Consider the following 21497-nt stretch of genomic DNA (forward strand, 5'->3'; position numbering starts at 1 on the left):
GGCATGTGTGTGGATCGCAGTAATAAAGCTATTTATGCAGCAAAACTGAATAGTTCAACTCAAAAAACTCAATTATTCTCTTTTAAAATGAGCAGTACCTACTGTTCCAGCAAGGGATTTCCTTCTATCAAGGAACCTTATAGGTCCCTTTGTATTTCTTATTCAGGTGCCTCTGAGTTTACAAATTATTTTGATGAGTTGAAAGAGGATGCGGTACAGGTTGTACTTAAACATAAATGAAATGAAAGGAGCTTTCATTTGTAAAAAAGTGAACTTACACAGAAAAGACCAAGAATGAATTTTCTTGGTCTTTTCAATAATTGGACTCTATAACAAAAAACTATTCGCCTGCACCACAAACTGCGACTGCTCATAATTATAAGAAATCTTCGAGAAATCAAACGGAACGCCATTCGTCAGGTGAAAAATACTTTCTATATACAGCTTCGGCAGTCCAGCCTTCAGCCCCAAATATTCCGCTTCTTCCTCATTCAGCTGATCCACGTGAAGAAACAAATCCGAAAAACCAATTTTCAACCCCAGTCCTTCCCGGATGTAATGGAAGATCGAGTGGGAGACGATTTCGTTGTTCAAATATGTGACGATGGATTTGTTGTAATAGGATTCTTCATAGCAAAGGGTTTGGCTGTTGATGTAGCGGACCCTTTTGACAAAGTAGACGTCGTCATGAAGTCCGATGTTGAGGTTTTCCGCCGCTTCTGGTGTCGGCTTTCTCACGTCCAGTTCAATGACTTTTGAGGTGATATTGAAATCCTCAAGGTCTTTTTTAAATCCTTGATTCGACAGGAGGCTGATGTAGCCTTTTCGTTTATGCTTTCTGACGAAAATGCCGCTTCCTCTGAGCTGAAAGACCGCGCCTTTTTGTTCTAATAGATCCAAGGATTTTGTAATCGTGCTTTTGCTGACCTCAAAATGGGCCATAAGGGTTTCTAGCACTGGCAGTTTGTCTCCCTGTTTCAGCTCATGTTCTTCTATATACTTTTCAATCTCCGCTGCGATTTGCTGGTACTTTAACATACGCATTCCTCATTTATTCGTTTAGTTTCACTTGTCAAAATTATAACATAAACCGTTTACAATTATAGTCAATGAATAAATATTTTGTTTGGGTCTTGATTAATTATACCGATACAATTATAATGAAAGCGTAATCAAAACGAAGGGGTGGGTAAAAATGTCGGGGAAAGTAAGAGATTATAGCAGACTAGCAAAAGACATTTTGGAGGCCGTAGGCGGGGAAGAGAATGTCATTGGAGCTTCTCGCTGCGCGACAAGGCTTCGGTTGGTGCTGAAGCGGTCTAACCCTAAAGCGAAGGATATCGTGAAATCGATGCCCGGCGTCATTACGGTTGTAGAGAACAGCGGCCAATTTCAGATTGTTATTGGACAGCACGTAGGAGAAGTCTTCGAAGAATTTTCAAAACTGGTCAATATTGATCTGTCTGAGGAACAGAGTGAGAATAAAGGGACGGTTCTGAACCGGATCATTGCGACGATGTCAGCGGTGTTTGCGCCGTTTGTGTATATTCTGGCCGCTGCTGGTATTTTGCAAGGGGCACTCATTATCATTAATTTATTGTTTGATGGCTTTGATGAAACAGGAGCTTATCAGGTTTTTAGTTTCATATCTTGGGCGCCGTTTACGTTTTTGCCTATTTTTATCGCGATTACGGCATCAAAGCATTTTAAGACCAACATGTATATCGCTGTAGCGTGCTGTGCAGCGTTAGTCAGTCCGACATGGGCGGAGATGGCTGTTCAAATCGCAGACGGAAAGAGTATTTCTTTCTTAGGGATTGTTTTATCGGAAACGACATACACATCCTCCGTACTGCCGCCATTATTTTTAGTGTGGATATTGTCTTATCTCGAACGATTTTTGAATAAGAGAATGAACGAAGTGGTTAGGCCGTTATTTGTTCCGTTTCTGTGCATGGTGGTGATGGTGCCATTAACGATTGTCCTCATTGGCCCTGTAACAACATTAGGCGCAAACGGAATTGCAAACGGTTACAACTTCTTGGCGGAAAACGTGCCGGCTTTAGCTGGAGCGATCATCGGCGCTTTCTGGCAGGTCATCGTTATCTTTGGCGTACATTGGGGCATTACGCCGATGGTCTTGGCGAATTATGATTTATACGGACGGGATTCATTCCAGGCGTATCAAACGATTGCGGTCATCGCGCAGGTTGGGGCGGTCCTTGGCGTCATTTTAAAAGCGAGAAACAAGGAAACGAGAAAAGTCGGCGTTTCAGCTGGGATCACAGGCTTGTTTGGGATTACAGAGCCGGCGATTTACGGCGTGACCTTGAGATTTAAGAAACCATTTATCTTTGGCTGTATTTCCGGCGCGGTCGGCGCAGTTGTGGCAAGCTTTTTCAATCCGTATTACTTTGCCTATGCGGGGCTTCCGGGACCGCTGACGATCGTAAATGGCATCAATGAACAATTCCCGGCGTCTATTTGGGGCATTTTGATCGGTTCGGCGATCGCGATTATTCTCCCTGTTGTGCTGATTCAAATCTTTGGCTATGGTGAAGATACAGCTAAACAGGCGGAAAAGGAACATGTTCAAACGGCACAGGCAAATGAAGAAACAGTATATGCACCATTTAGCGGCAAGGTCATCCCGCTTTCTGACGTGCCTGATGAGGTATTCAGTTCAGGTGCGATGGGACAAGGGCTGGCGATTGAGCCATCTGAAAATAAGCTTTATGCTCCGTTTGACGGAACTGTCGTCATGGTCGCGCCTACAAAGCATGCGATCGGCCTTCGTACGGCGTCTGGCGTCGAGTTGCTTGTGCATATCGGACTGGATACAGTGTCATTGGACGGCACCCCTTTTGCTTTGAAAGTGAAAGAGGGCGATGCAGTCAAAAAAGGCGAAATGCTTGTTGAATTTGATAAAGCATTCATTGAAGAAAATGGGTTATCAACGATCACCCCGGTCATCATTACGAATTCACATGCGTATCAGGAAATTCTCATTGAGGATCTTGAAGAAAGTGTGTTAGACCAAAAATTATTTACAGTCGTAAGCTAAGGAGGAATAAAACATGGGACATATGCCAAAAGATTTTTTATGGGGCGGCGCATTAGCTGCCCACCAATTTGAAGGCGGATGGAATCAAGGCGGGAAAGGGCCGAGTGTCGTTGATGTCATGACTGCGGGTGCGCACGGCGTGCCGAGAAAAATCACGGATACGATTGAAGAGAACGAGTTTTATCCGAACCATGAAGCCATAGATTTCTATCACAGATACAAGGAAGATATCGCTTTGTTTGCAGAAATGGGCTTAACATGCTTGCGGACGTCTATAGGATGGAGCCGGATTTTCCCGAAAGGCGATGAGGCTGAACCGAACGAAGCGGGCTTGCAGTTCTATGATGATGTGTTTGATGAATTGCTGAAGCATGGGATCGAACCGGTCATTACCCTGTCCCACTTTGAGATGCCGCTGCACCTGGCAAGGGAATACGGCGGCTTCAGAAACCGGAAAGTCGTGGACTTCTTCGCCAATTTCGCAGAGGCTTGCTTCAAGCGTTACAAAGATAAAGTGAAGTACTGGATGACCTTTAATGAGATCAACAACCAAATGGATGTGAACAATCCGCTGTTCCTATGGACGAACTCGGGTGTTACGGTGGGCGAAAACGAAAACGCCAAGGAAGTCATGTACCAAACGGCACACCATGAATTAGTGGCGAGCGCTTTAGCGGTGGCAAAAGGAAAAGACATCAATCCAGACTTCCAAATTGGTGCCATGGTGTCACATGTGCCGATTTATCCTTTCTCCTCCAATCCTGAAGATGTGATGCTGGCTGAAGAAGAAATGAGACAGCGGTATTTCTTCCCGGATGTGCAGGTTCGCGGGTACTATCCGAGCTACGCGTTGAAAGAATTTGAGCGAGAAGGCTATGACATCACTTTCGAAGACGGCGATGATGAGATTTTACGAAACGGAACCGTCGATTACTTAGGCTTCAGCTATTACATGTCAACCACTGTGAAAAGCGATGTGGAAAATGATAATATAGGCGATATCGTTAACGGCGGACTGCCAAATGGTGTCGAAAATCCATACATCACATCGAGTGACTGGGGCTGGGCAATTGATCCAACCGGGCTGAGATATACGTTAAACCGTTTTTATGACCGGTATCAAATTCCGCTATTCATCGTGGAAAACGGCTTTGGCGCGGTGGATACGGTGGAGGAAGACGGCAAGATCCATGATCCGGAACGCATCCAATATTTGAAATCACATATTGAGGCATTGGAAAAAGCGGTCACTTATGACGGTGTAGATTTGATAGGCTACACGCCGTGGGGCATTATTGATATCGTCTCCTTCACAACAGGCGAGATGAAAAAGCGCTATGGCATGATCTATGTTGATCGTGATAATGAAGGAAATGGTTCCATGAAGCGGTATAAGAAAGATTCATTTGAGTGGTACAAAAATGTGATCCAAACGAATGGCGAAGAATTATAAGAAGCGGCCCAAATCATGCACTTTTTGAAGTGCATGGTTTGGGTTTTTTTATGTAATGTAAACAGATACCTGTTGATATAGGGATATACTTCCAGTTTCGATCGCTATGTTATGATTTCATCTGTAAAATCCTTTTTTGTATAATTGACTATTAGAACGGGAGAGAGGGAGAAGATGTGTGAGAGAAAAGGGATGAAAAATGAAGAACATGAGAGAGTTCCCTAAGCAAATCTCCTAATAAAAATTTTGGTGAGAAAGGGGCAACATCACATTGAAAAACATTTTAATCAGAGCTGGCATATCACCGTTCGATACATTCAATGCAGCTGAAATGATTGTTCGCAACTCCATTGGCGGAAACGTGGGAAACTTAGTGTATGCCTATAGTGTGTTTCGTACGCTGATGACAGAAGAAACGACGATTACACCAGACTATTATCGGATTCATCCGGCAGATGCTGAACAAATAAACAACGCATATGATATGTATATTATTCCGCTGGCAGATGCATTCCGCGAGGATTTTGCACCTTCTTTACGGAAATATACCCAATTAATTAAAAAGTTAACCATTCCGGTTGTTGTGATTGGTGTTGGTTTGAGGGCTTCGTTTGAACCAAATTTAAATGAGGGTTTTCCTTTCGATCAAGATGTGAAGGCGTTTGTGAGTGCCGTGCTGGAGAGATCAAATATGATCGGTGTCCGCGGTGAAATTACAGCGAAATACCTTTCCAGATTAGGATTCCGTGAAGGCATTGACCACACGGTAATTGGCTGTCCGTCTATGTATGCGTTTGGCAGAGAGCTGAAGATTAGAGAAACCAATATCACACCGGAATCAATGGTGACGGTTAACTCATCAAGGCTGTCTCCAAAGCATGTGCTGGACTTCATTACGAGAAGCATGAAAGAATTCCCGAACCATTACTTTATCCCGCAATGGCGAAAAGAGATGATGTTGACGTATGCCGGGGCGCCTGCGATAGCGAAGCCTGCCAATAATTATCCGGTAAGCATGGAAGACCCTGTTTATCAGAATGATAGAGTCCGGTTCTTTTTAAATGTGCCGACTTGGCTGGATTTCCTGAGACAAGCTGATTTGAGCTTTGGCGCAAGGCTGCATGGGAATATCGCGGCGGCGATTGCCGGAACACCGAGCCTTCTGCTTCCGAAAGACGCCAGAATGCGGGAATTAGCTGAGTACCATCAGTTAACACATATCATGGCAAATGAGATAACGGAGCAAACAAAACTGTCAGAGTTAATTGAAACAGTCGATTTTCAACAGCCTGAAAAACGGCAAGCGCAAAACTTTGACCACTTCATCAGCTTCTTGAATCAAAATGAATTGGATCATATTTATAAAGAGAAAGCGACTCCTGATACCGTTCCTTTTGACGAAAAACTATCTAACACGAAGCTTCTATCGCCTGTGACTACAGTTAGCGGCTGCAGTTCCACAGAAACAGCGAAACGCTGGGAAGAGCTGACGGCACTAGAAAATGCCAAGAAGGAAAAAACCATTAAAGATCTAAAGCACAAGGTCAAAAAGTATCAGGGCACTTTAAATAGAAAATCAGTGCGTTTCGCTTTAAAAACAGCAAATATGCTGAGTATGAAGTAATAGTTCACTAACATGACTACTATATTACAAATGGATAAAATATGCAATGTTAGAAAGCCGCAATGCTGCCAATCTGGCAATATTGCGGCTTTATTAGTTGCGGATAAGGTAATCAAACGCGCCGAGAGCGGCGGTTGCACCTGATCCCATGGAAATAATGATTTGGTTAAACGCACTGTCTGTGCAGTCGCCGGCAGCGAATAAGCCCGGGACGCTTGTGGCGCCGTGCTTGTCGACGATGACTTCGCCGATGCGGTTGCGTTCAACTGTTTCATCTAACCAATCTGTGTTTGGCACGAGGCCGATTTGGACGAATACACCTTGGAGTTCAACATGTTTTTCTTCGCCTGTTTCACGGTCAACGTATGTGATGCCGTTTACGCTTTGATCGCCTGTGATTTCTTTCGTTTGCGCGTTTTTCACGACAGTGACGTTAGGCAGGCTGTAGAGGCGTTTTTGCAACACTTCGTCTGCTTTCAGTTCTGGCGCGAATTCAAGCACAGTGACGTGTTTGACGATGCCTGCAAGATCGATAGCAGCCTCGATTCCAGAGTTTCCTCCGCCAATGACCGCTACGTCTTTGCCTTCAAACAATGGCCCATCACAGTGCGGGCAGTATGCGACACCTTTGTTTTTGAACTCTTGTTCACCAGGTACGTTGACATTGCGCCAGCGGGCACCTGTTGACAGGATGACTGTTTTACTTTTCAAAACAGCGCCGTTTTCGAGTTCAAGTTCGAAAAGGTCTTTCTTTTCAAGGCGTTTTGCGCGCTGAAGGTTCATGACATCAATATCATATTCCTTCACGTGCTCTTCAAGACTTGCCGCAAGCTTCGGACCTTCTGTCGCTTTGACGCTGATGAAGTTTTCGATGCTCATTGTGTCGAGAACCTGTCCGCCGAAGCGCTCAGCGACGACACCAGTGCGGATGCCTTTACGCGCCGTGTAGATTGCGGCACTTGCGCCGGCTGGTCCGCCCCCGACAACAAGAACGTCAAACGGCTCTTTGTCCGCAAATTCAGATGCATCTGCGCCGCTGCCCATTTTCGCAAGAATTTCTTCAAGCGTCATACGGCCGCTTCCGAAGGATTCACCATTTAGGTAAACGGTCGGCACTGCCATGATGTTTTTGCTTTCAACTTCTGCTTTGTATGCTGCGCCGTCGATCATCGTGTGCGTAATGTTCGGGTTCAGCACGCTCATCATGTTTAAAGCTTGTACAACGTCAGGACAGTTGTGGCAAGTCAGGCTGATATAAGATTCAAAGTGGAATTCACCGCTGATCTTCTTCACCTGGTCAATGACTTTTTGGTCTACCTTAGGCGGTCTGCCGCTCACTTGAAGAAGCGCCAAAACCAATGATGTAAATTCGTGGCCTAGAGGGATACCGGCGAATGTAACACCAGTGTCTTCTCCGACACGATTGACACTGAAGCTTGGCGTTCTGTTTAATTCAGCTTTTTCTACTGTGATTTTAGATGACATGGAAGCCAGCTCATCAACGAGAGCCAGCATGTCCTTAGAAACGCCATCTTCACCTGCGCTCACTTTGAGAACAATGTCATTCTCAATAAGCTGCATGTATTGATTTAATTGTGCTTTGATATTTGCATCAAGTACCAATGGAATGCACTCCTTAGATTTTACCTACTAGGTCAAGGCTAGGTGTAAGCGTTTCTCCGCCTTCTTCCCATTTAGCCGGGCAAACTTCACCTGGGTTTTGACGAACGTATTGTGCTGCTTTTACTTTGCTGATTAGGTTGCTTGCGTCACGGCCGATACCGCCTGCATTGATTTCAACAGTTTGGATAACGCCGTCTGGATCGATGATGAAAGTTCCGCGGTCAGCTAAACCAGATTCTTCGTCAAGAACGTCAAAGTTGCGAGAGATCGTTTGAGAAGGGTCACCGATCATTGCGTAAGTGATTTTGCCGATTTTTTCAGAGCTGTCGTGCCAGCCTTTGTGTACGAAGTGAGTATCTGTAGAGATAGAGTATACTTCAACACCTAATTCTTTCAGAGCTGCGTATTGCTCTTGAAGATCTTCAAGCTCAGTCGGGCATACGAAAGAGAAATCTGCTGGGTAGAAGCAGAATACGTTCCATTGACCTTTCAAATCTTCGTTTGTTACATCGATGAATTCACCGTTTTTGAATGCTTTCGCTTCGAATGGCAGTACTTCTTTTCCAATTAAAGACATAATATCTTCCTCCTAATAGTGATAAATGGACATTATAGATGATGTGAAGCCATGTTCCCAGTATATCTATATTAATTACAATTCTAAATAAATTATTATATAATACATTTTCTCTTGTCAAGTGAAAAGGAGAGAATAAAAAAAACATGAAGCTGCACGGGAGAGGTTTCATCTTTCTATTATATAGTATGGTTTTCTGCACATGAAAATATCACAATTTGAGTGATTCTAGATAATTTTTCTTGTTGAAAGCTGATGCGAACACAACTTGTCCGATTGGTGACTTGATTCTCATTATCGATGGTTTCTCAATCAATAAGGTCAGTAGGTGTTAATAAAAATGACGAGGGGGTATTGACGAAAAGGAGAAAATGCCAAATTACTAAAGTGGATCGTGCAGTAAAACAAAGAGATCGGCAAACCGGATGATATTTGGGCATGTTGTTTATTTCGATAATATAATAATCCAGTGCCTTTTATAGAATAGTGGGTTTTGGCTGTTTTTTATCATTCTGTTGGCGTTTTTTAGGAAAATGGCCGGGATAAGGAGCTATAAGCGAACTTATGATCCTGTTTTTTGGACGATTTTGCACGATAACGGAGCATTTTTATAGATATAGCAGGATAATGACTAACAGACCGATTCAACTGAGATAATGATGAAATATTAGAGTATATTCAATTTTACTGAACATTTTGTTTTGTAGTAAGATGTTCACATACCATTTCCGATATGGTAAAACGTTAACCCTCATCATTTATTTATGGGTGAATGTACCTAAATGTTCGCCCGGCATAAACAGTATTCTCTATTCAATCAATTATGAGTCCCCGTTTTACACATTCACTTGATCTTTTGAAAGTGCCAGTCAATATGTATTTCTAAGATTACATGTAAGATCAACTTATGAAAAAGGAGTGGTTTGTTGGAAACCGATAAGATAAAAAGGCCTTCGTTTATGTATGCACTATCGATGCTGATTGCAGCGGTTAGTGTGATATCAATTGGAATTCTTGTATTTGATGCACCGATTCAAATTCTGATGTTTATCAGCATGCTTGTATTGATCCCGTTTATGATGGGATTGGGTTTTACCTATAAACAAGTAGAAAAATCGATGTTGAAATCGATGAGCAGGGCACTGCAGCCTGGGCTGATACTGTTAACCGTCGGGATTTTAATCGGCGCATGGATCGCATCCGGGACAGTACCTACATTAATTTATTATGGTATACACGCGATTTCACCACAATTCTTTTTAGTCACAACTTTAGTTTTTTGTTCATTAGTATCTGTCGCAACAGGTACGTCATGGGGAACAGTCGGAACTGCCGGGGTTGCAATGATGGGTGTTGGAGCCACAATGGGGATACCAGCAGGGCTGACTGCCGGGGCTATTGTCAGCGGAGCGTATTTCGGAGATAAAATGTCTCCGCTTTCGGATACGACGAACTTAGCGCCTACTGTTTCAGGCGGAGACATCTTTAGCCATATTAAACACATGCTTTGGACGACAATTCCCGCATATATCATAGCGGCGATCATTTATACCATTGTTGGTTTGCGATACAATTCAGCATCGGTAAATTCAGAGAGTGTCAATCAACTGACGTCTTATTTGAGCGAAACGTTCCATCTCGGACTTGTGCCAATGATTCCGATTGTTGTCCTGATTGCGCTGTTAATGTTAAAGAAACCAGCGATTCCTTCCATTTTCATTGGGGCGGCTGTTGGCGGCGTTATCGCGATGTTCTATCGAGGCTTGAGTTTTCAAGATGTCATGAATACGTTCTATGCCGGGTATACAGTTGAATCAGGCATTGACATGGTTGATAGCTTGCTTCAGCGGGGCGGACTTTCCAGTATGTTGAGCTTAATTGCCTTGTTCTTATTTGCGCTTGGTTTAGGCGGAATGCTGGCGGAGTCACAAGTATTAGAAGCGTTGATTGCATCTTTTGCCCATAAAATTAAGCATACAGGGATGGCTGTTTTTGTGACCATCATTGTGAGTTATGTGACACTTGCCATTGGTGGATCTGTGTACTTCTCAACGGTTATGGGCGGTACATTGATGAGGCCGATTTATGAACGCCTACACTTAAAACCGGAAAATCTATCGCGCGTTTTAGAGGATTCAGGAACACAAGCAGCACCACTTATTCCATGGACTGGCGGCGGTCTCTATACAGCTGGAGCTTTAGGGATTGCAACAGTCGCTTATCTTCCGTTTTGTTTCTTGGCATTCATCACGCCATTGGTTTCTCTTTTCTACGGAATCACTGGATTGACGATGACAAAAAAAGAAAAGCGGGACAAAAAGACAGCAAAAAAACTTGTGGAATTAGAAGCATAATTAAAACCCTCGCTCGAAATAAGCGAGGGTTTTAGCGTGTCGACAAACCCTCGCATTCGTTGTCAGTCCTGCGCGTTGGTGCTCACGAATCATAACATTCGCTCCGCTCCAATGCTCGTCCTTCCTAGACTTCAAGGGTTTTCAATCACGCTGAAAAGATGACAAAGCCCTAAAACAAAAACCGTTTTAGGACTTTGTCAACAATCTGGAACCCTCGCTCGAAATGAGCGAGGGTTTTTTGGTTACTGCCAATTGGTATGAAAAACGCCGTCCATATCTGTTCGTTCGTACGTATGGGCGCCGAAGTAATCACGCTGCGCCTGCAAGAGGTTCGCATTGGAACGTCCTGTGCGGTAGCCGTCGTAATAAGAGAGCGCAGTGGTCAAGCATGGGAATGAGATTCCTGTGCTGATGACCTCGCAAACGACTTTTCGCAGGCCTGTTTGATAGCCTTGCAGCTTATCTGAGAAATAAGGCGCGATCAGCAGGTTTGACAGGTTTGGCTGCTCGCTGAATGCTTCGCTGATGACGTTTAGGAAATCTGCGCGGATGATGCAGCCGCCGCGGAAAATTAAAGCGATGTCTTTGAGCGGCAGGTTCCAGCCGTAAAGCTCAGATGACATTTTGTATTGGGCAAAGCCTTGTGCGTAGGCGCATACTTTCCCCATGTAAAGAGCCTGTCTGACATATTCAATCCAAGTGTCTTTATCGAAGTGTTTTTCTTCAATTTCCGGGCCTGATAACACGTCTTGAGCTGCCATCCGTTCTTCTTTTAAGGATGACAAGTAGCGGGCGAACAAGGACTCTGTGATGATGGTGGACGGAATGCCGTTATCAATCGCCTGCATGCTCGTCCATTTTCCGGTGCCTTTTTGGCCGGTTTTATCAAGGATGACATCAATCAGAGGCTGTCCTGTTTTTTCGTCTTTTTTGCGTAAAATCTCAGCTGTAATTTCTATTAAATAGCTTTTCAGCTCACCTTGGTTCCATGTTTCAAAAATAGATGCAATCTCATCGAGCGGCAGGCGCAGTGTTTCTCTTAGAAACGTGTACGCTTCTGCAATCAGCTGCATGTCGGCATACTCAATGCCGTTGTGCACCATTTTTGTAAAGTGTCCTGCCCCTTTTGGGCCGATGTAGACACAGCATGGATCTTCTCCGACTTGTGCTGCGATTTTTGTCAGGATAGGAGCGACTTTGTCATAGACGTCGCGATCCCCGCCCGGCATGATGGAAGGCCCTGTTAATGCACCGATTTCGCCGCCGGAAATGCCGATTCCCAGGTAGCCGATGCCTTTTTCCTTCAGCTCGTCATATCTTCTTTCTGTATCTTCATAGTGGGAGTTGCCCCCGTCCATGATGACGTCGCCTTCTTCAAGCAAAGGCTTTAACGATTGGATGACGGAATCTACGGGTTTTCCCGCTGTGACCATCAAAAAGATTTTTCTTGGTTTCTCTAACGATTGAACAAAATCCTTGAGCTCGTAGTACGGGCTGAGAGATTGTCCATCCAGCTTTTGGACAAGCTGGTCCGTTAAGTCTCTGGTGTAATTATAGACGGCGACGTTTTCACCTTTGTTTGCCATGTTTAAGGCGATATTGCTTCCCATTACGCCTAAGCCTATGACACCAATCGTATTGAACATGTGTTACAGCTCCTTCTTAATTTCATACAACTAAACTTAACAATAATATGAATCCAAGTCCAGCAACGGAAATAATCGTTTCCAGCAATGTCCATGTGGCAAATGTTTCTTTCATGCTTAATCCGAAGTACTCTTTGAACATCCAGAAGCCGGCGTCATTGACGTGCGAAGCAATGACACTTCCGGCGCCTGTTGCAAGCACGACTAATGCCAAGTTGACATCAGAATGTCCCAATAACGGAATGACGAGCCCTGTTGTGCTTAACGCGGCAACGGTGGCTGATCCTAGAGAAATGCGGAGGATCGCCGCGATGACCCATGCCAGGACAATGGGCGATAATGCCGTTCCTTTGAAAAGGTCTGCCACGTAATCGCCAACACCGCCGTTGATCAGCACTTGTTTGAAGGCGCCGCCTCCACCGATGATCAATAGCATCATGCCGATTTGTGAGATGGCTGCTGAACAAGAGTCCATCACGGTTTTGACTGGAATGTTGCGTGCGATGCCCATTGTATAGACTGCGACCAATAACGAAATAATCATAGCAGTCGATGCGTTTCCAATCAATCGAATAAAAGCTAAAACGCCGTTATCCGCAAATCCGATTGTTTCTTGAAGCAGGTCGATAATGGTCGCGACCGACATGATGATAATCGGAAGCATTGCCGTAAAGACGCTGATTCCGAAGCCAGGTGTCTCCTCAAGCTTGAACGTTTTTTGCGTGCCGAGTGATGCGATATTGCCGCTTTTCGCGAATGATGCAGGCACGATTTTTTTCGCGATCTTTGTAAACAATGGCCCTGCGATGAGCACTGTCGGAACAGCAACGATAAAGCCGTACACCAGCACTTCCCCAATGTTTGCGCCGTACTCACCGGCAATGGCCGTAGGCCCCGGGTGCGGCGGCAGAAATCCGTGTGTGACGGAAAGCGCTGCGACCATTGGAATTCCAAGATATAAAATAGAAATCTTCAATTCTCTTGAAATCGCAAATACAATCGGAATTAATAGAACCAATCCTACTTCAAAAAATAATGCAATCCCAATAATGAATGAGGCAATGACAACGGCCCATTGAATGTTTTTCTCCCCGAATTTATTGACGAGCGTCATCGCGATGCGCTGGGCGCCTCCTGAATCCGCGATCAGCTTGCCCAGCATCGCACCAAGCCCGAAGATGAGCGCGATGTGGCCAAGAGTTCCCCCTATTCCTGCTTCTATAGAGCTGACAACTTGATCGAACGGCATCCCGAGTGCCAATGCCACGCTGAACGATACGATCAGCAAGGAAATAAATGTGTTTAATTTTAAGCCCATTATCAACAGCAGTAAAGCTAAGATCCCAATTGCAACGATGATTAATGGCATGATAATGCCCTCCCCTTCATGTCATGTACTAGTTGTGTGTGATTAAGCCTCTCTGATAATCTGAAATTTGTGTATATTGATTCTCTAATGATCTTGAGAGATGAATAAAGATCGGGATTAATTTTCTGTATTCTTTGGCTGAGTCTTCAATCGGCGTGTGTCTGTGTGTGCTGCCGACCATGTCGGACACAGCCTCGAATGAATCAATTTTTCCTAACGCATACAGGCCTAAAATGCAGGCGCCGAGACATGAGCTTTCGTAGCTTTCCGGAACGACGACCTCTGATTCGAAGATATCCGACATCATTTGGCGCCAAACCTCAGACCTTGCAAATCCCCCTGTCGCCTGAATGCGGGTTACCGGGCCGTCCATGCATTCGGTTAATGCCAGGAACACCGTGTACAGGTTGTAAATGACCCCTTCTAAAGCCGCGCGTATCATATGTTCTTTCTTATGCGACATGGTCAAGCCGAAAAATGAGCCGCGTACATCCGGATTCCACAGCGGAGCGCGTTCTCCGGCGAGGTATGGGTGGAACAGCAGACCGTCGGAACCGGGTCTGACGCGTTGGGCGATCTTCGTCAGCACGTCATATGGATCAATTCCCAGCCGTGTCGCTGTCTCGATTTCGGAAGAGGCAAATTCGTCTCTGATCCAGCGCAGGACGATTCCGCCATTGTTCACCGGTCCGCCGATGACCCAGTGCTTGTCTGTCAAGGCGTAGCAGAAAATCCGTCCTTTTTCATCGGTTTGCGGCTGGTCAATAATCGTCCTGATAGCGCCGCTTGTTCCGATGGTGACGGCGATCTCGCCCTTATGAATGGCGTTGACGCCGAGATTGGATAAAACACCGTCGCTCGCGCCGATGACAAAAGGTGTTTCCGGATCGATGCCCATCTGTATCGCTACATTCGGGTTGCAATGCTGAAAGACCTCGGTTGTCGGCACGAGTTTTGATAAGTGGTCCGGCGTAATGCCTGCGATGCGCAGTGCTTCTTCGTCCCAATCCAAGCTTTTCAGATTCATCATGCCTGTCGCTGAGGCCAATGAGTAATCAATAACATATTCATTGAACAGCTGTTTGAAAATGTACTCTTTGATGCCGATATATGTTTTGGCTTTGGAAGCGATTTCTTTTTGTTCGTTCGTGATCCAGGTGATTTTGCTTAGCGGTGCCATCGGATGAATCGGTGTTCCTGTCCGTTTGTACACCTCATGCCCGTTCAATTCCTCCTTAATCTTATGCGCCCAGCCTTCGCTCCGGTTGTCGGCCCATGTGATGCATGGCGTCAGCGGCTGGTCATTTTCATCAATTGCGATGACACTGTGCATGGCGCTGCTGAATGAAATGAATGAGATCTGTTTTTCTGGATGCTGCTTTGTCACTCTCGCGGTTGTTTGGATGACCGCACGAAAAATCTCTTCCGGATCTTGTTCAGCCGTTGAGATGTCCGGTGTATGGAGCGGGTAGCCGATGCTTTCTTTCTGTACTACGTCTCCGTTTTCACTGAACAACACAGCTTTTGTGCTTGTCGTGCCGATATCGATTCCTAACATATAACTAGTCATTATGGTGTTCAGCTCCTTTTGCCAGCATTTGTTGTGAGAGCCACAGGTCTTCTACCTTTTCTTGCACATCATCAAAGTTTTGGTGAAGAGACTGAATCATCAGCGCCCTGTCCTTTGCTTTAATGGCCTGAATATAAAGCTCATGGTTATCTAAAATCCTTGTGAAATCCTCGTGTTTTTCCTTTAACCGTGCCCGCATGGACAACAGAATCAAGCTTTCCATAACGGGTTTTAGATTGTTCCAGATCATCTGAATGTATGAATGGTCGATAGCTCGGATAATCGTTTCATGAAACAGCACGTCTTGAAATGAAAATTCATCTACGTCCTCATATTTGATGGAGACTTTCATCATTTCGAGTATTTTGCTGAGGTCCTTGACTAAGGGCTCAATGTCGATTTTGACAAGCCGTTCAAAGACAAATGTTTCTAATAGTAAACGCACATCATAAATCTCTGTGATTTCCTTCTCAGTTAATCCAATTGCGACCGCTCCCATTCGTTCTAAGCGGATGATTTTTTCGGATGCGAGTATTTTTAACGCTTCGCGAACCGGCGAACGGCTTACTGAAAACTCGGCGGCGATCGTATTTTCTGATAAAATGGTACCGCTTTCAATCAAACCTGAAATAATTCTCATTCTCAGCTCGTATGCGATACGAACACCGGTTGACGCTTTTGAGAGCCATTTTGCGGGATACAACAGGTCTTTGGAGTCTAGCATACATTCACCTTCCTCACTCAAGAAGTATACTTGTATACAAGTATGATAACGCGATTTTTTCATTTATGCAAACACTTTCATTTCTAATTTTTATTAAATTTTTACCAAAAGAAATGGAATGTATTTCCAAAGTTGATATGATACATTGGAGATAGAACGTGTAAGTGAATCATGTATTGAAAGAGGCGATTTGAATGAAAATCATTATTGCACCGGATTCATTTAAGGAAAGCTTATCAGCTCTGGAGGCCGCTGACGCGATAGAAAGAGGTTTTCAATCGGTATTTCCTGCCGCTGATTACAGGAAACTGCCGATGGCGGATGGCGGAGAGGGCACCGTTCAGTCTCTGGTTGACGCCACAAACGGATGGATTAAAGAACAGGTTGTCACAGGGCCGCTGGGAGAACCGGTGAAAGCGTTTTTTGGCATGATGGGAGATGGGAAAACAGCAGTGATTGAAATGGCTGCCGCCTCAGGGCTTCATCTCGTGCCTGTTGAAAGGCGCAATCCGCTCGTCACGACAACAAAGGGGACGGGAGAATTAATGGCAGCGGCTCTGGACGCGGGCGCAGAGCATTTGATGATCGGGATCGGCGGAAGCGCAACGAATGACGGAGGAGCCGGGGTGATTCAAGCGTTGGGCGGAAGGCTTCTTAATAAATCAGGCCGTGAGATCGGGCCCGGGGGCGGCGCGTTATCTCAACTTGCATCACTCGATATCAGCGAGCTTGATCCCAGATTGGAGAATGTCAAATTGGAGGTCGCCTGCGACGTGGACAATCCATTAACAGGGCCAAAAGGGGCTGCGGCTGTTTTCGGGCCGCAAAAAGGCGCGACAGAAAATATGGTGGTTACGCTGGATCAGAACTTGGCCCATTTCGCGGATGTGGCAGAAAAAGCGCTTGGAACAACATCCAGAGAAATAAAGGGCGCCGGCGCAGCAGGCGGTCTCGGGTGGAGCTTGCTGGCTTTTCTTGATGCTGATTTGAAAAGAGGCATTGATATTGTCCTGGAAGCGGTTGATTTTGAAGATGCAGTTCAGGATGCGGACCTTGTGATTACCGGTGAGGGGCGAATCGACAGCCAAACGATTTACGGGAAGACACCGATCGGCGTAGCCAAAGCGGCTAAATCATACGATGTGCCCGTCATTGGCATAGCGGGATCAGTCTCACGGGACAGTGATGCCGTCTATCAGCACGGAATTGATGCACTTTTCAGCATCGTTCCCGGCGCCGTGCCTCTTGAAGACGCGTTTGAACATGCCGCAGAATACATGGAAAGAACGGCGCGGGACATTGCCGCATCCATCAAATTGGCGAAAACGATGTTTCTGATATAGCCGGCGCACATGCCGGTGCATAGCCACCCTCCTTTTGGGGTAGATACAGTTAGCTACACAATGAGGCAATCATCCCAGAAGGAGGACGAAGACATGACGGTACAAGAAATCAAAGGCAAGAAACTAGTAAAAGGCATTGCGCCAAATGTAGAGCCAGAAGCCCTGTTACATGATAAACGAAAAGTATTTTTGTTTGGTTCCCCGAGTTACACAAACATTGGTGACCAAGCGATTGCGTATGCGGAAGAGAAATTTATCAGAAATCATTTTCCGTATTATGAATACATTGAGATTATGGATTATGCGACGGATGAGGGTATTGAGCTTGTGAAGGAGATCATTCGGGAAGACGATATTGTCTGCTTTACAGGAGGAGGGAACTTAGGAAACCTGTATCTCGATATTGAGGAAGACAGAAGAAAGGTCTTCTCGGCGTTTAAGGACTACAAATCGATTTCTCTGCCGCAATCTGTTTATTTTGAAGACACAGAGGAAGGAAATAAAGAAAAGAAAAAAACACAGGATGCGTATCATCAAAATCCTAACTTAACGATAGCCGCGCGTGAGACGCAAACACTGGATGTGGTGAAAGAGACCTTCGACTCCAATGTGATCTTTACCCCGGACATGGTGCTTTCCTTGGATATTGTGCCGAGAGAGCTTGAGCGGGACGGCGTTCTCTTTATTTTAAGAGCGGATAAGGAGAAAGTGACCGACGAAGATTTTATTTCACAGATGAGAAAATGGGCAGAAAAAACAACCTATACGGAGCGTACTGATACGGTGCTGGATACGGTTGACACTATCGATTACGCCGATCGCGAGAAGCATTTTATGGAGATGCTTGACCGCATCGGATCCAGCAAATTGGTGGTCACTGACCGCCTTCACGCGATGATTTTCTCGATTATCACCAAGACACCTTGCCTCGTCTTTGGGAACAGCTACGGCAAAGCCAAACATTCGTACCGTGATTGGCTCGAAAGCTTAAATTTCATTGAATACACAGATCAACATGATATAAAGGAACTGGAGCGCATGATCGACCGGCTGCTTCAAGCAGAACCGAATGACGTTGATGTATCAAAGGATTTTCAGCCGCTGATTGATTTTTTCAAATCATAAAAGAAAAAGCAGACTGATGGCAGTCTGCTTTTTTGCGTTAGTGATCCTCTTCCAACCCAACGATTTCATCAATGATACGCGCTTGCTCTTGTTCAGCTACTTCGTTTGAAATGATATCTTCCTTTGATAAGTTCTCGATCGCTTGATATTGGGCGTATAACGCATGTTTTTTCAAGATGGCTTGCTGTTTGTTTTTGAGTTCCGGATAGGTTTCAAATAATTGGTTTGTTTGTTGATGCAGCTGGCTGACCTCTTCTTTGTACTGGTCTGTCAGTTCGCTGGAGACAGCTTCGTGAATCAGCAAATTGTGTTTGACTTGCTGGACTTCCTGGATAGCGGTTTCTAGCCGGTGCCCCTTTGCAAGCAATGTCTCATATTCCTGATTGCCTTCTTCCTTTTGATTCACGCCTAACCGTTCCAGAAGCGGCTTGATCGTGAGCCCCTGAACAACAAGAGAGAACAAAACGACACTGAAGGCGAAAATCAGAATGTCTTCACGCCCTGGGAAGTCTCTCGGCAGGCTCAGTACGAGTGCAATAGACAGAGACCCCTTCAGCCCGCCCCAATTGATGGTATGCTTCCATGTCACCGGAAATTTTTTGATAAAGGCCAGACTGATATAGACGGCGGCACTTCGGGCGATGAGCACAATGACAATGGCCATAATCGCCAACCCCCATTTGTCAGTCAGGTCAATTCTCGTGATTTCAAGTCCCACCATTAAAAAGACAAGGGAGTTCGCGAGCAAGGCGGCGACGTCCCAAAAGTTATTGATATTCAGCTTGGTCGTCGGGCTCATGCCGATTTTTGCCCCGTAATTGCCGAAAATAAGCGCGGCGACTACGACAGCGATTACGCCGGAGGCACCTGCCATTTCCGCCAATAAAAATGAACTGTAAAACAGAATAATACTAAAAATAATTTCTAAAGGATAATCATCAAAATACTTGGTGAGCTGGGAAAAGACAAATCCTAGAGCGCCTCCGATGATGAGGCCGAGAGAAATGACTTTGACAAACTCCCACAAGCCTAAACCGGCGCCTTGGATGCCCAGATCCAAATAAGTCATCAAGTAAAATGCGGAAATATTGAACAGCACAACCGCCAGCCCGTCATTGAACAGACTTTCTCCTTCAACGACAATCGACAGCTTTTTCGGCGCGCCGACGCTTTTGAAAATGGACAGCACACTGACTGGGTCTGTCGCACTCATCAGCGCGGCAAACACAAACGCCGCCGGAATGGCTAAATGCATCAGCCACATGGAAGAAAAGCCGACGATCAGAAACGAGATGAGCGTGCCGCCGAAGGCCAGCGCCAGAACGGGACGCTTATTTTCTCGCAAATGGGAAAAGGGCAGCTTCAGCGCCGCTTCTCCTAATAAAGCCGGCAAGAACAGCGTAATGATGACGAAGTTAAAGACTTCGCCCTCAGTGATAAAATCTTTCAGCGGTTCAAAAAGCGGAATATGTACAAGTCCAATGATCGTTCCGACAATCACGAGCGCGATCGGATAAGGCTGCTTGCACTTCTTGGCAATCGCAGTGATCCCTGCTGCAATCATAACCAGCAAAAAACCGAGTTCAAAAATATGATGCAAATCTAAGTGTTCCATTAGAACCTCCTTTTGTGAATTGTAGAACTAACACATTACCCTCATTTTGTCATTTGTAATCATATCATATGTAAAACAGCCCTTTGCCAGTCTGCGCAAAAAGCAAAAAAGCAGGCAAACTGCCAGCTTTGGGTTGTTTATTCTATAAACCAATGGAATTGATTACACTCGATACATGGGAATGAACATTATCAAAAGATAGATGATCCTTCATCTTATCAGTGACACTATCAATCGCTTTTCCTGACATATGATGGCCGAGAATGTCCCGCTTTGTCTTAACTGCCTGATCATACTTTTCTTTTGAGTAAAAAAGGTGATGTGGTTTGTTTATTTTCAGTTTATTGATCAGATCATCGACATCAGAAACGGATAATTCATCATATGTGCCAAACCCAACCATTCGCGTATGCATTTTTCTGACATCTTCAATAGAATCCTTTACTTTGTCATCGATTCTTTCAATCTGGCGTATAATCTTAGACCATTCGGTTTCCGCGATATGTTTTAACTGTGTGCTTGTATTCATCAATACATGTGACTTAATGAGGATTGAAACCCCTGTATTGGCTTTTACATTGGTTGACTTCATTTGCTTAAGCATCGTTAATGCAAAGTCAGGATTGTTTTTTAACACATCATCAACAGTTTGGACAGAGCCGTCTGAATTGAAATGATATCGGTCCAAACCGTGACTTCCGACCAAGGCTTCGTAAAATAGTGTGACGTCAAGAGATGGATTGCTGTAATGTTGAATTGCAAGCCCCAGCTTTTTCTTCACTGAAGCTGAGAGACCATTACTTTGTACACCATTTGGTAAAGCCTCGTCATACATTACTTTCACTTTGCCTACTTCAGCGGCATCCCGATTCAGCAACGATAACCCATCATTTAAATTAATATATTCTGTTAAACGGCTGCGGAAATCCCCTTTTAATGCTCGGGCTTTGACATCCTCAGGCAGGTTTTCATATATGTTAGGATTTTCGAAAGTAACGCCGCGTTTGATAAAGTCATTCATCACGACTGCATAGCTTGCATTAGAGCCGCCTAATGAGTGACCCGTTACTTGAATGTCAGCTTTTTTAAAATCTTTATGTATTTTTTTGGCATATTGATCTGCCTGAATAGCCTGGTTTTCTGTCCCGTCATCAAAAGGTTTTTTGCCAACCAAATATCTGGTGTCCATATGGAACCAATCTTGCAAAATCTCATTTGAATATTCAGGAACCCCTTGTGCGTAGTCATAGAAAGAACCATCTTCATCTTCAGGGATGTTGATTCCTTTTTTCTCTACTTCTTTTATGAGTTGTTCCCGCTCATCACGATATGGCTTTATGGTGTCTTGTAATTGGCCCGGACTGATGGGCTCTGATCCGCGGTAGGCGATGATGGCGTTTTGGATTTTTT

Annotated in this window: 16 protein-coding genes; 7 read left to right on the plus strand and 9 right to left on the minus strand. The window is 44.9% G+C overall.

Annotated elements, in window-relative coordinates:
* The first annotated feature begins 9 nt into the window (after positions 1 to 9).
* The gene (locus SC79_RS20570) at positions 10 to 240 is read left to right on the plus strand and encodes a hypothetical protein (RefSeq protein ID WP_197057936.1); all 231 of its coding nucleotides are present in this window, start codon (positions 10 to 12) and stop codon (positions 238 to 240) included.
* A gap of 87 nt (positions 241 to 327) precedes the next feature.
* Here the strand turns inward: SC79_RS20570 and SC79_RS10245 are convergent, their stop codons facing one another.
* Entirely contained in the window at positions 328 to 1038 is a 711-nt protein-coding gene (locus tag SC79_RS10245; RefSeq protein ID WP_039074935.1) for a GntR family transcriptional regulator, read from the minus strand.
* Between the two features lie 157 nt (positions 1039 to 1195).
* Between SC79_RS10245 and SC79_RS10250 the strand changes: the two genes are divergently transcribed.
* The 3 genes from SC79_RS10250 to SC79_RS10260 all read left to right on the plus strand — a co-directional run bounded on the left by SC79_RS10250 (position 1196) and on the right by SC79_RS10260 (position 6141).
* Positions 1196 to 3064: a beta-glucoside-specific PTS transporter subunit IIABC gene (locus tag SC79_RS10250; RefSeq protein WP_039074936.1), complete on the plus strand. Its 1869-nt coding sequence runs from the start codon at positions 1196 to 1198 to the stop codon at positions 3062 to 3064.
* A gap of 13 nt (positions 3065 to 3077) precedes the next feature.
* On the plus strand, positions 3078 to 4517 hold the full coding sequence (bglA, locus tag SC79_RS10255; RefSeq protein ID WP_039074937.1) for a 6-phospho-beta-glucosidase BglA: 1440 nt from the start codon (positions 3078 to 3080) through the stop codon (positions 4515 to 4517).
* A 271-nt stretch (positions 4518 to 4788) separates the two neighbouring features.
* The gene (locus SC79_RS10260) at positions 4789 to 6141 is read left to right on the plus strand and encodes a polysaccharide pyruvyl transferase family protein (protein WP_039074938.1); all 1353 of its coding nucleotides are present in this window, start codon (positions 4789 to 4791) and stop codon (positions 6139 to 6141) included.
* Between the two features lie 93 nt (positions 6142 to 6234).
* On the opposite strand, the gene ahpF is transcribed toward SC79_RS10260, so the two are convergent.
* Positions 6235 to 7764, minus strand: a complete 1530-nt coding sequence (gene ahpF, locus SC79_RS10265) for an alkyl hydroperoxide reductase subunit F (RefSeq protein ID WP_039074939.1) — start codon at positions 7762 to 7764, stop codon at positions 6235 to 6237.
* Positions 7765 to 7777: 13 nt separating this feature from the next.
* Complete coding sequence (gene ahpC, locus SC79_RS10270; RefSeq protein WP_039074940.1) at positions 7778 to 8341, minus strand: alkyl hydroperoxide reductase subunit C; 564 nt, start codon at positions 8339 to 8341, stop codon at positions 7778 to 7780.
* Between the two features lie 926 nt (positions 8342 to 9267).
* Between ahpC and nhaC the strand changes: the two genes are divergently transcribed.
* Positions 9268 to 10695 carry a Na+/H+ antiporter NhaC gene (gene nhaC, locus SC79_RS10275; protein WP_039074941.1) on the plus strand — a complete coding sequence of 476 codons (1428 nt, stop codon included), beginning with the start codon at positions 9268 to 9270 and terminating at the stop codon, positions 10693 to 10695.
* A 242-nt stretch (positions 10696 to 10937) separates the two neighbouring features.
* Here the strand turns inward: nhaC and gnd are convergent, their stop codons facing one another.
* The 4 genes from gnd to gntR are packed head-to-tail and all read right to left on the minus strand — an operon-like array spanning position 10938 to position 16004.
* A complete protein-coding gene (gnd, locus tag SC79_RS10280) occupies positions 10938 to 12341 on the minus strand; it encodes a decarboxylating NADP(+)-dependent phosphogluconate dehydrogenase (protein ID WP_039074942.1) in 1404 nt (467 codons plus the stop codon).
* 22 nt (positions 12342 to 12363) lie between these two features.
* Positions 12364 to 13710 (minus strand): gluconate permease GntP, encoded by a 1347-nt coding sequence (gntP, locus tag SC79_RS10285; protein ID WP_039074943.1) that lies wholly within the window; start codon positions 13708 to 13710, stop codon positions 12364 to 12366.
* 28 nt (positions 13711 to 13738) lie between these two features.
* The gene (gene gntK, locus SC79_RS10290; RefSeq protein ID WP_039074944.1) at positions 13739 to 15280 is read right to left on the minus strand and encodes a gluconokinase; all 1542 of its coding nucleotides are present in this window, start codon (positions 15278 to 15280) and stop codon (positions 13739 to 13741) included.
* The gene (gene gntR / locus SC79_RS10295; RefSeq protein WP_039074945.1) at positions 15273 to 16004 is read right to left on the minus strand and encodes a gluconate operon transcriptional repressor GntR; all 732 of its coding nucleotides are present in this window, start codon (positions 16002 to 16004) and stop codon (positions 15273 to 15275) included. The genes gntK and gntR overlap by 8 nt, the downstream gene beginning before the upstream one ends.
* A gap of 194 nt (positions 16005 to 16198) precedes the next feature.
* Here gntR and SC79_RS10300 point away from each other — a divergent pair, with 194 nt between their 5' ends.
* Both SC79_RS10300 and SC79_RS10305 read left to right on the plus strand, forming a co-directional pair.
* Positions 16199 to 17347, plus strand: coding sequence for a glycerate kinase (locus SC79_RS10300; protein WP_039074946.1), 1149 nt, complete (start codon positions 16199 to 16201; stop codon positions 17345 to 17347).
* 93 nt (positions 17348 to 17440) lie between these two features.
* Complete coding sequence (locus SC79_RS10305; protein ID WP_039074947.1) at positions 17441 to 18472, plus strand: polysaccharide pyruvyl transferase family protein; 1032 nt, start codon at positions 17441 to 17443, stop codon at positions 18470 to 18472.
* 37 nt (positions 18473 to 18509) lie between these two features.
* Here the strand turns inward: SC79_RS10305 and SC79_RS10310 are convergent, their stop codons facing one another.
* Both SC79_RS10310 and SC79_RS10315 read right to left on the minus strand, forming a co-directional pair.
* Complete coding sequence (locus tag SC79_RS10310) at positions 18510 to 20087, minus strand: Na+/H+ antiporter (RefSeq protein WP_039074948.1); 1578 nt, start codon at positions 20085 to 20087, stop codon at positions 18510 to 18512.
* A 142-nt stretch (positions 20088 to 20229) separates the two neighbouring features.
* Positions 20230 to 21276 carry a hypothetical protein gene (locus tag SC79_RS10315; protein WP_231559187.1) on the minus strand — a complete coding sequence of 349 codons (1047 nt, stop codon included), beginning with the start codon at positions 21274 to 21276 and terminating at the stop codon, positions 20230 to 20232.
* Positions 21277 to 21497: the final 221 nt, after the last annotated feature.

The sequence above is a fragment of the Bacillus sp. MSP13 genome (assembly GCF_000815295.1).
GTDB lineage: Bacteria > Bacillota > Bacilli > Bacillales > Bacillaceae > Bacillus > Bacillus vallismortis.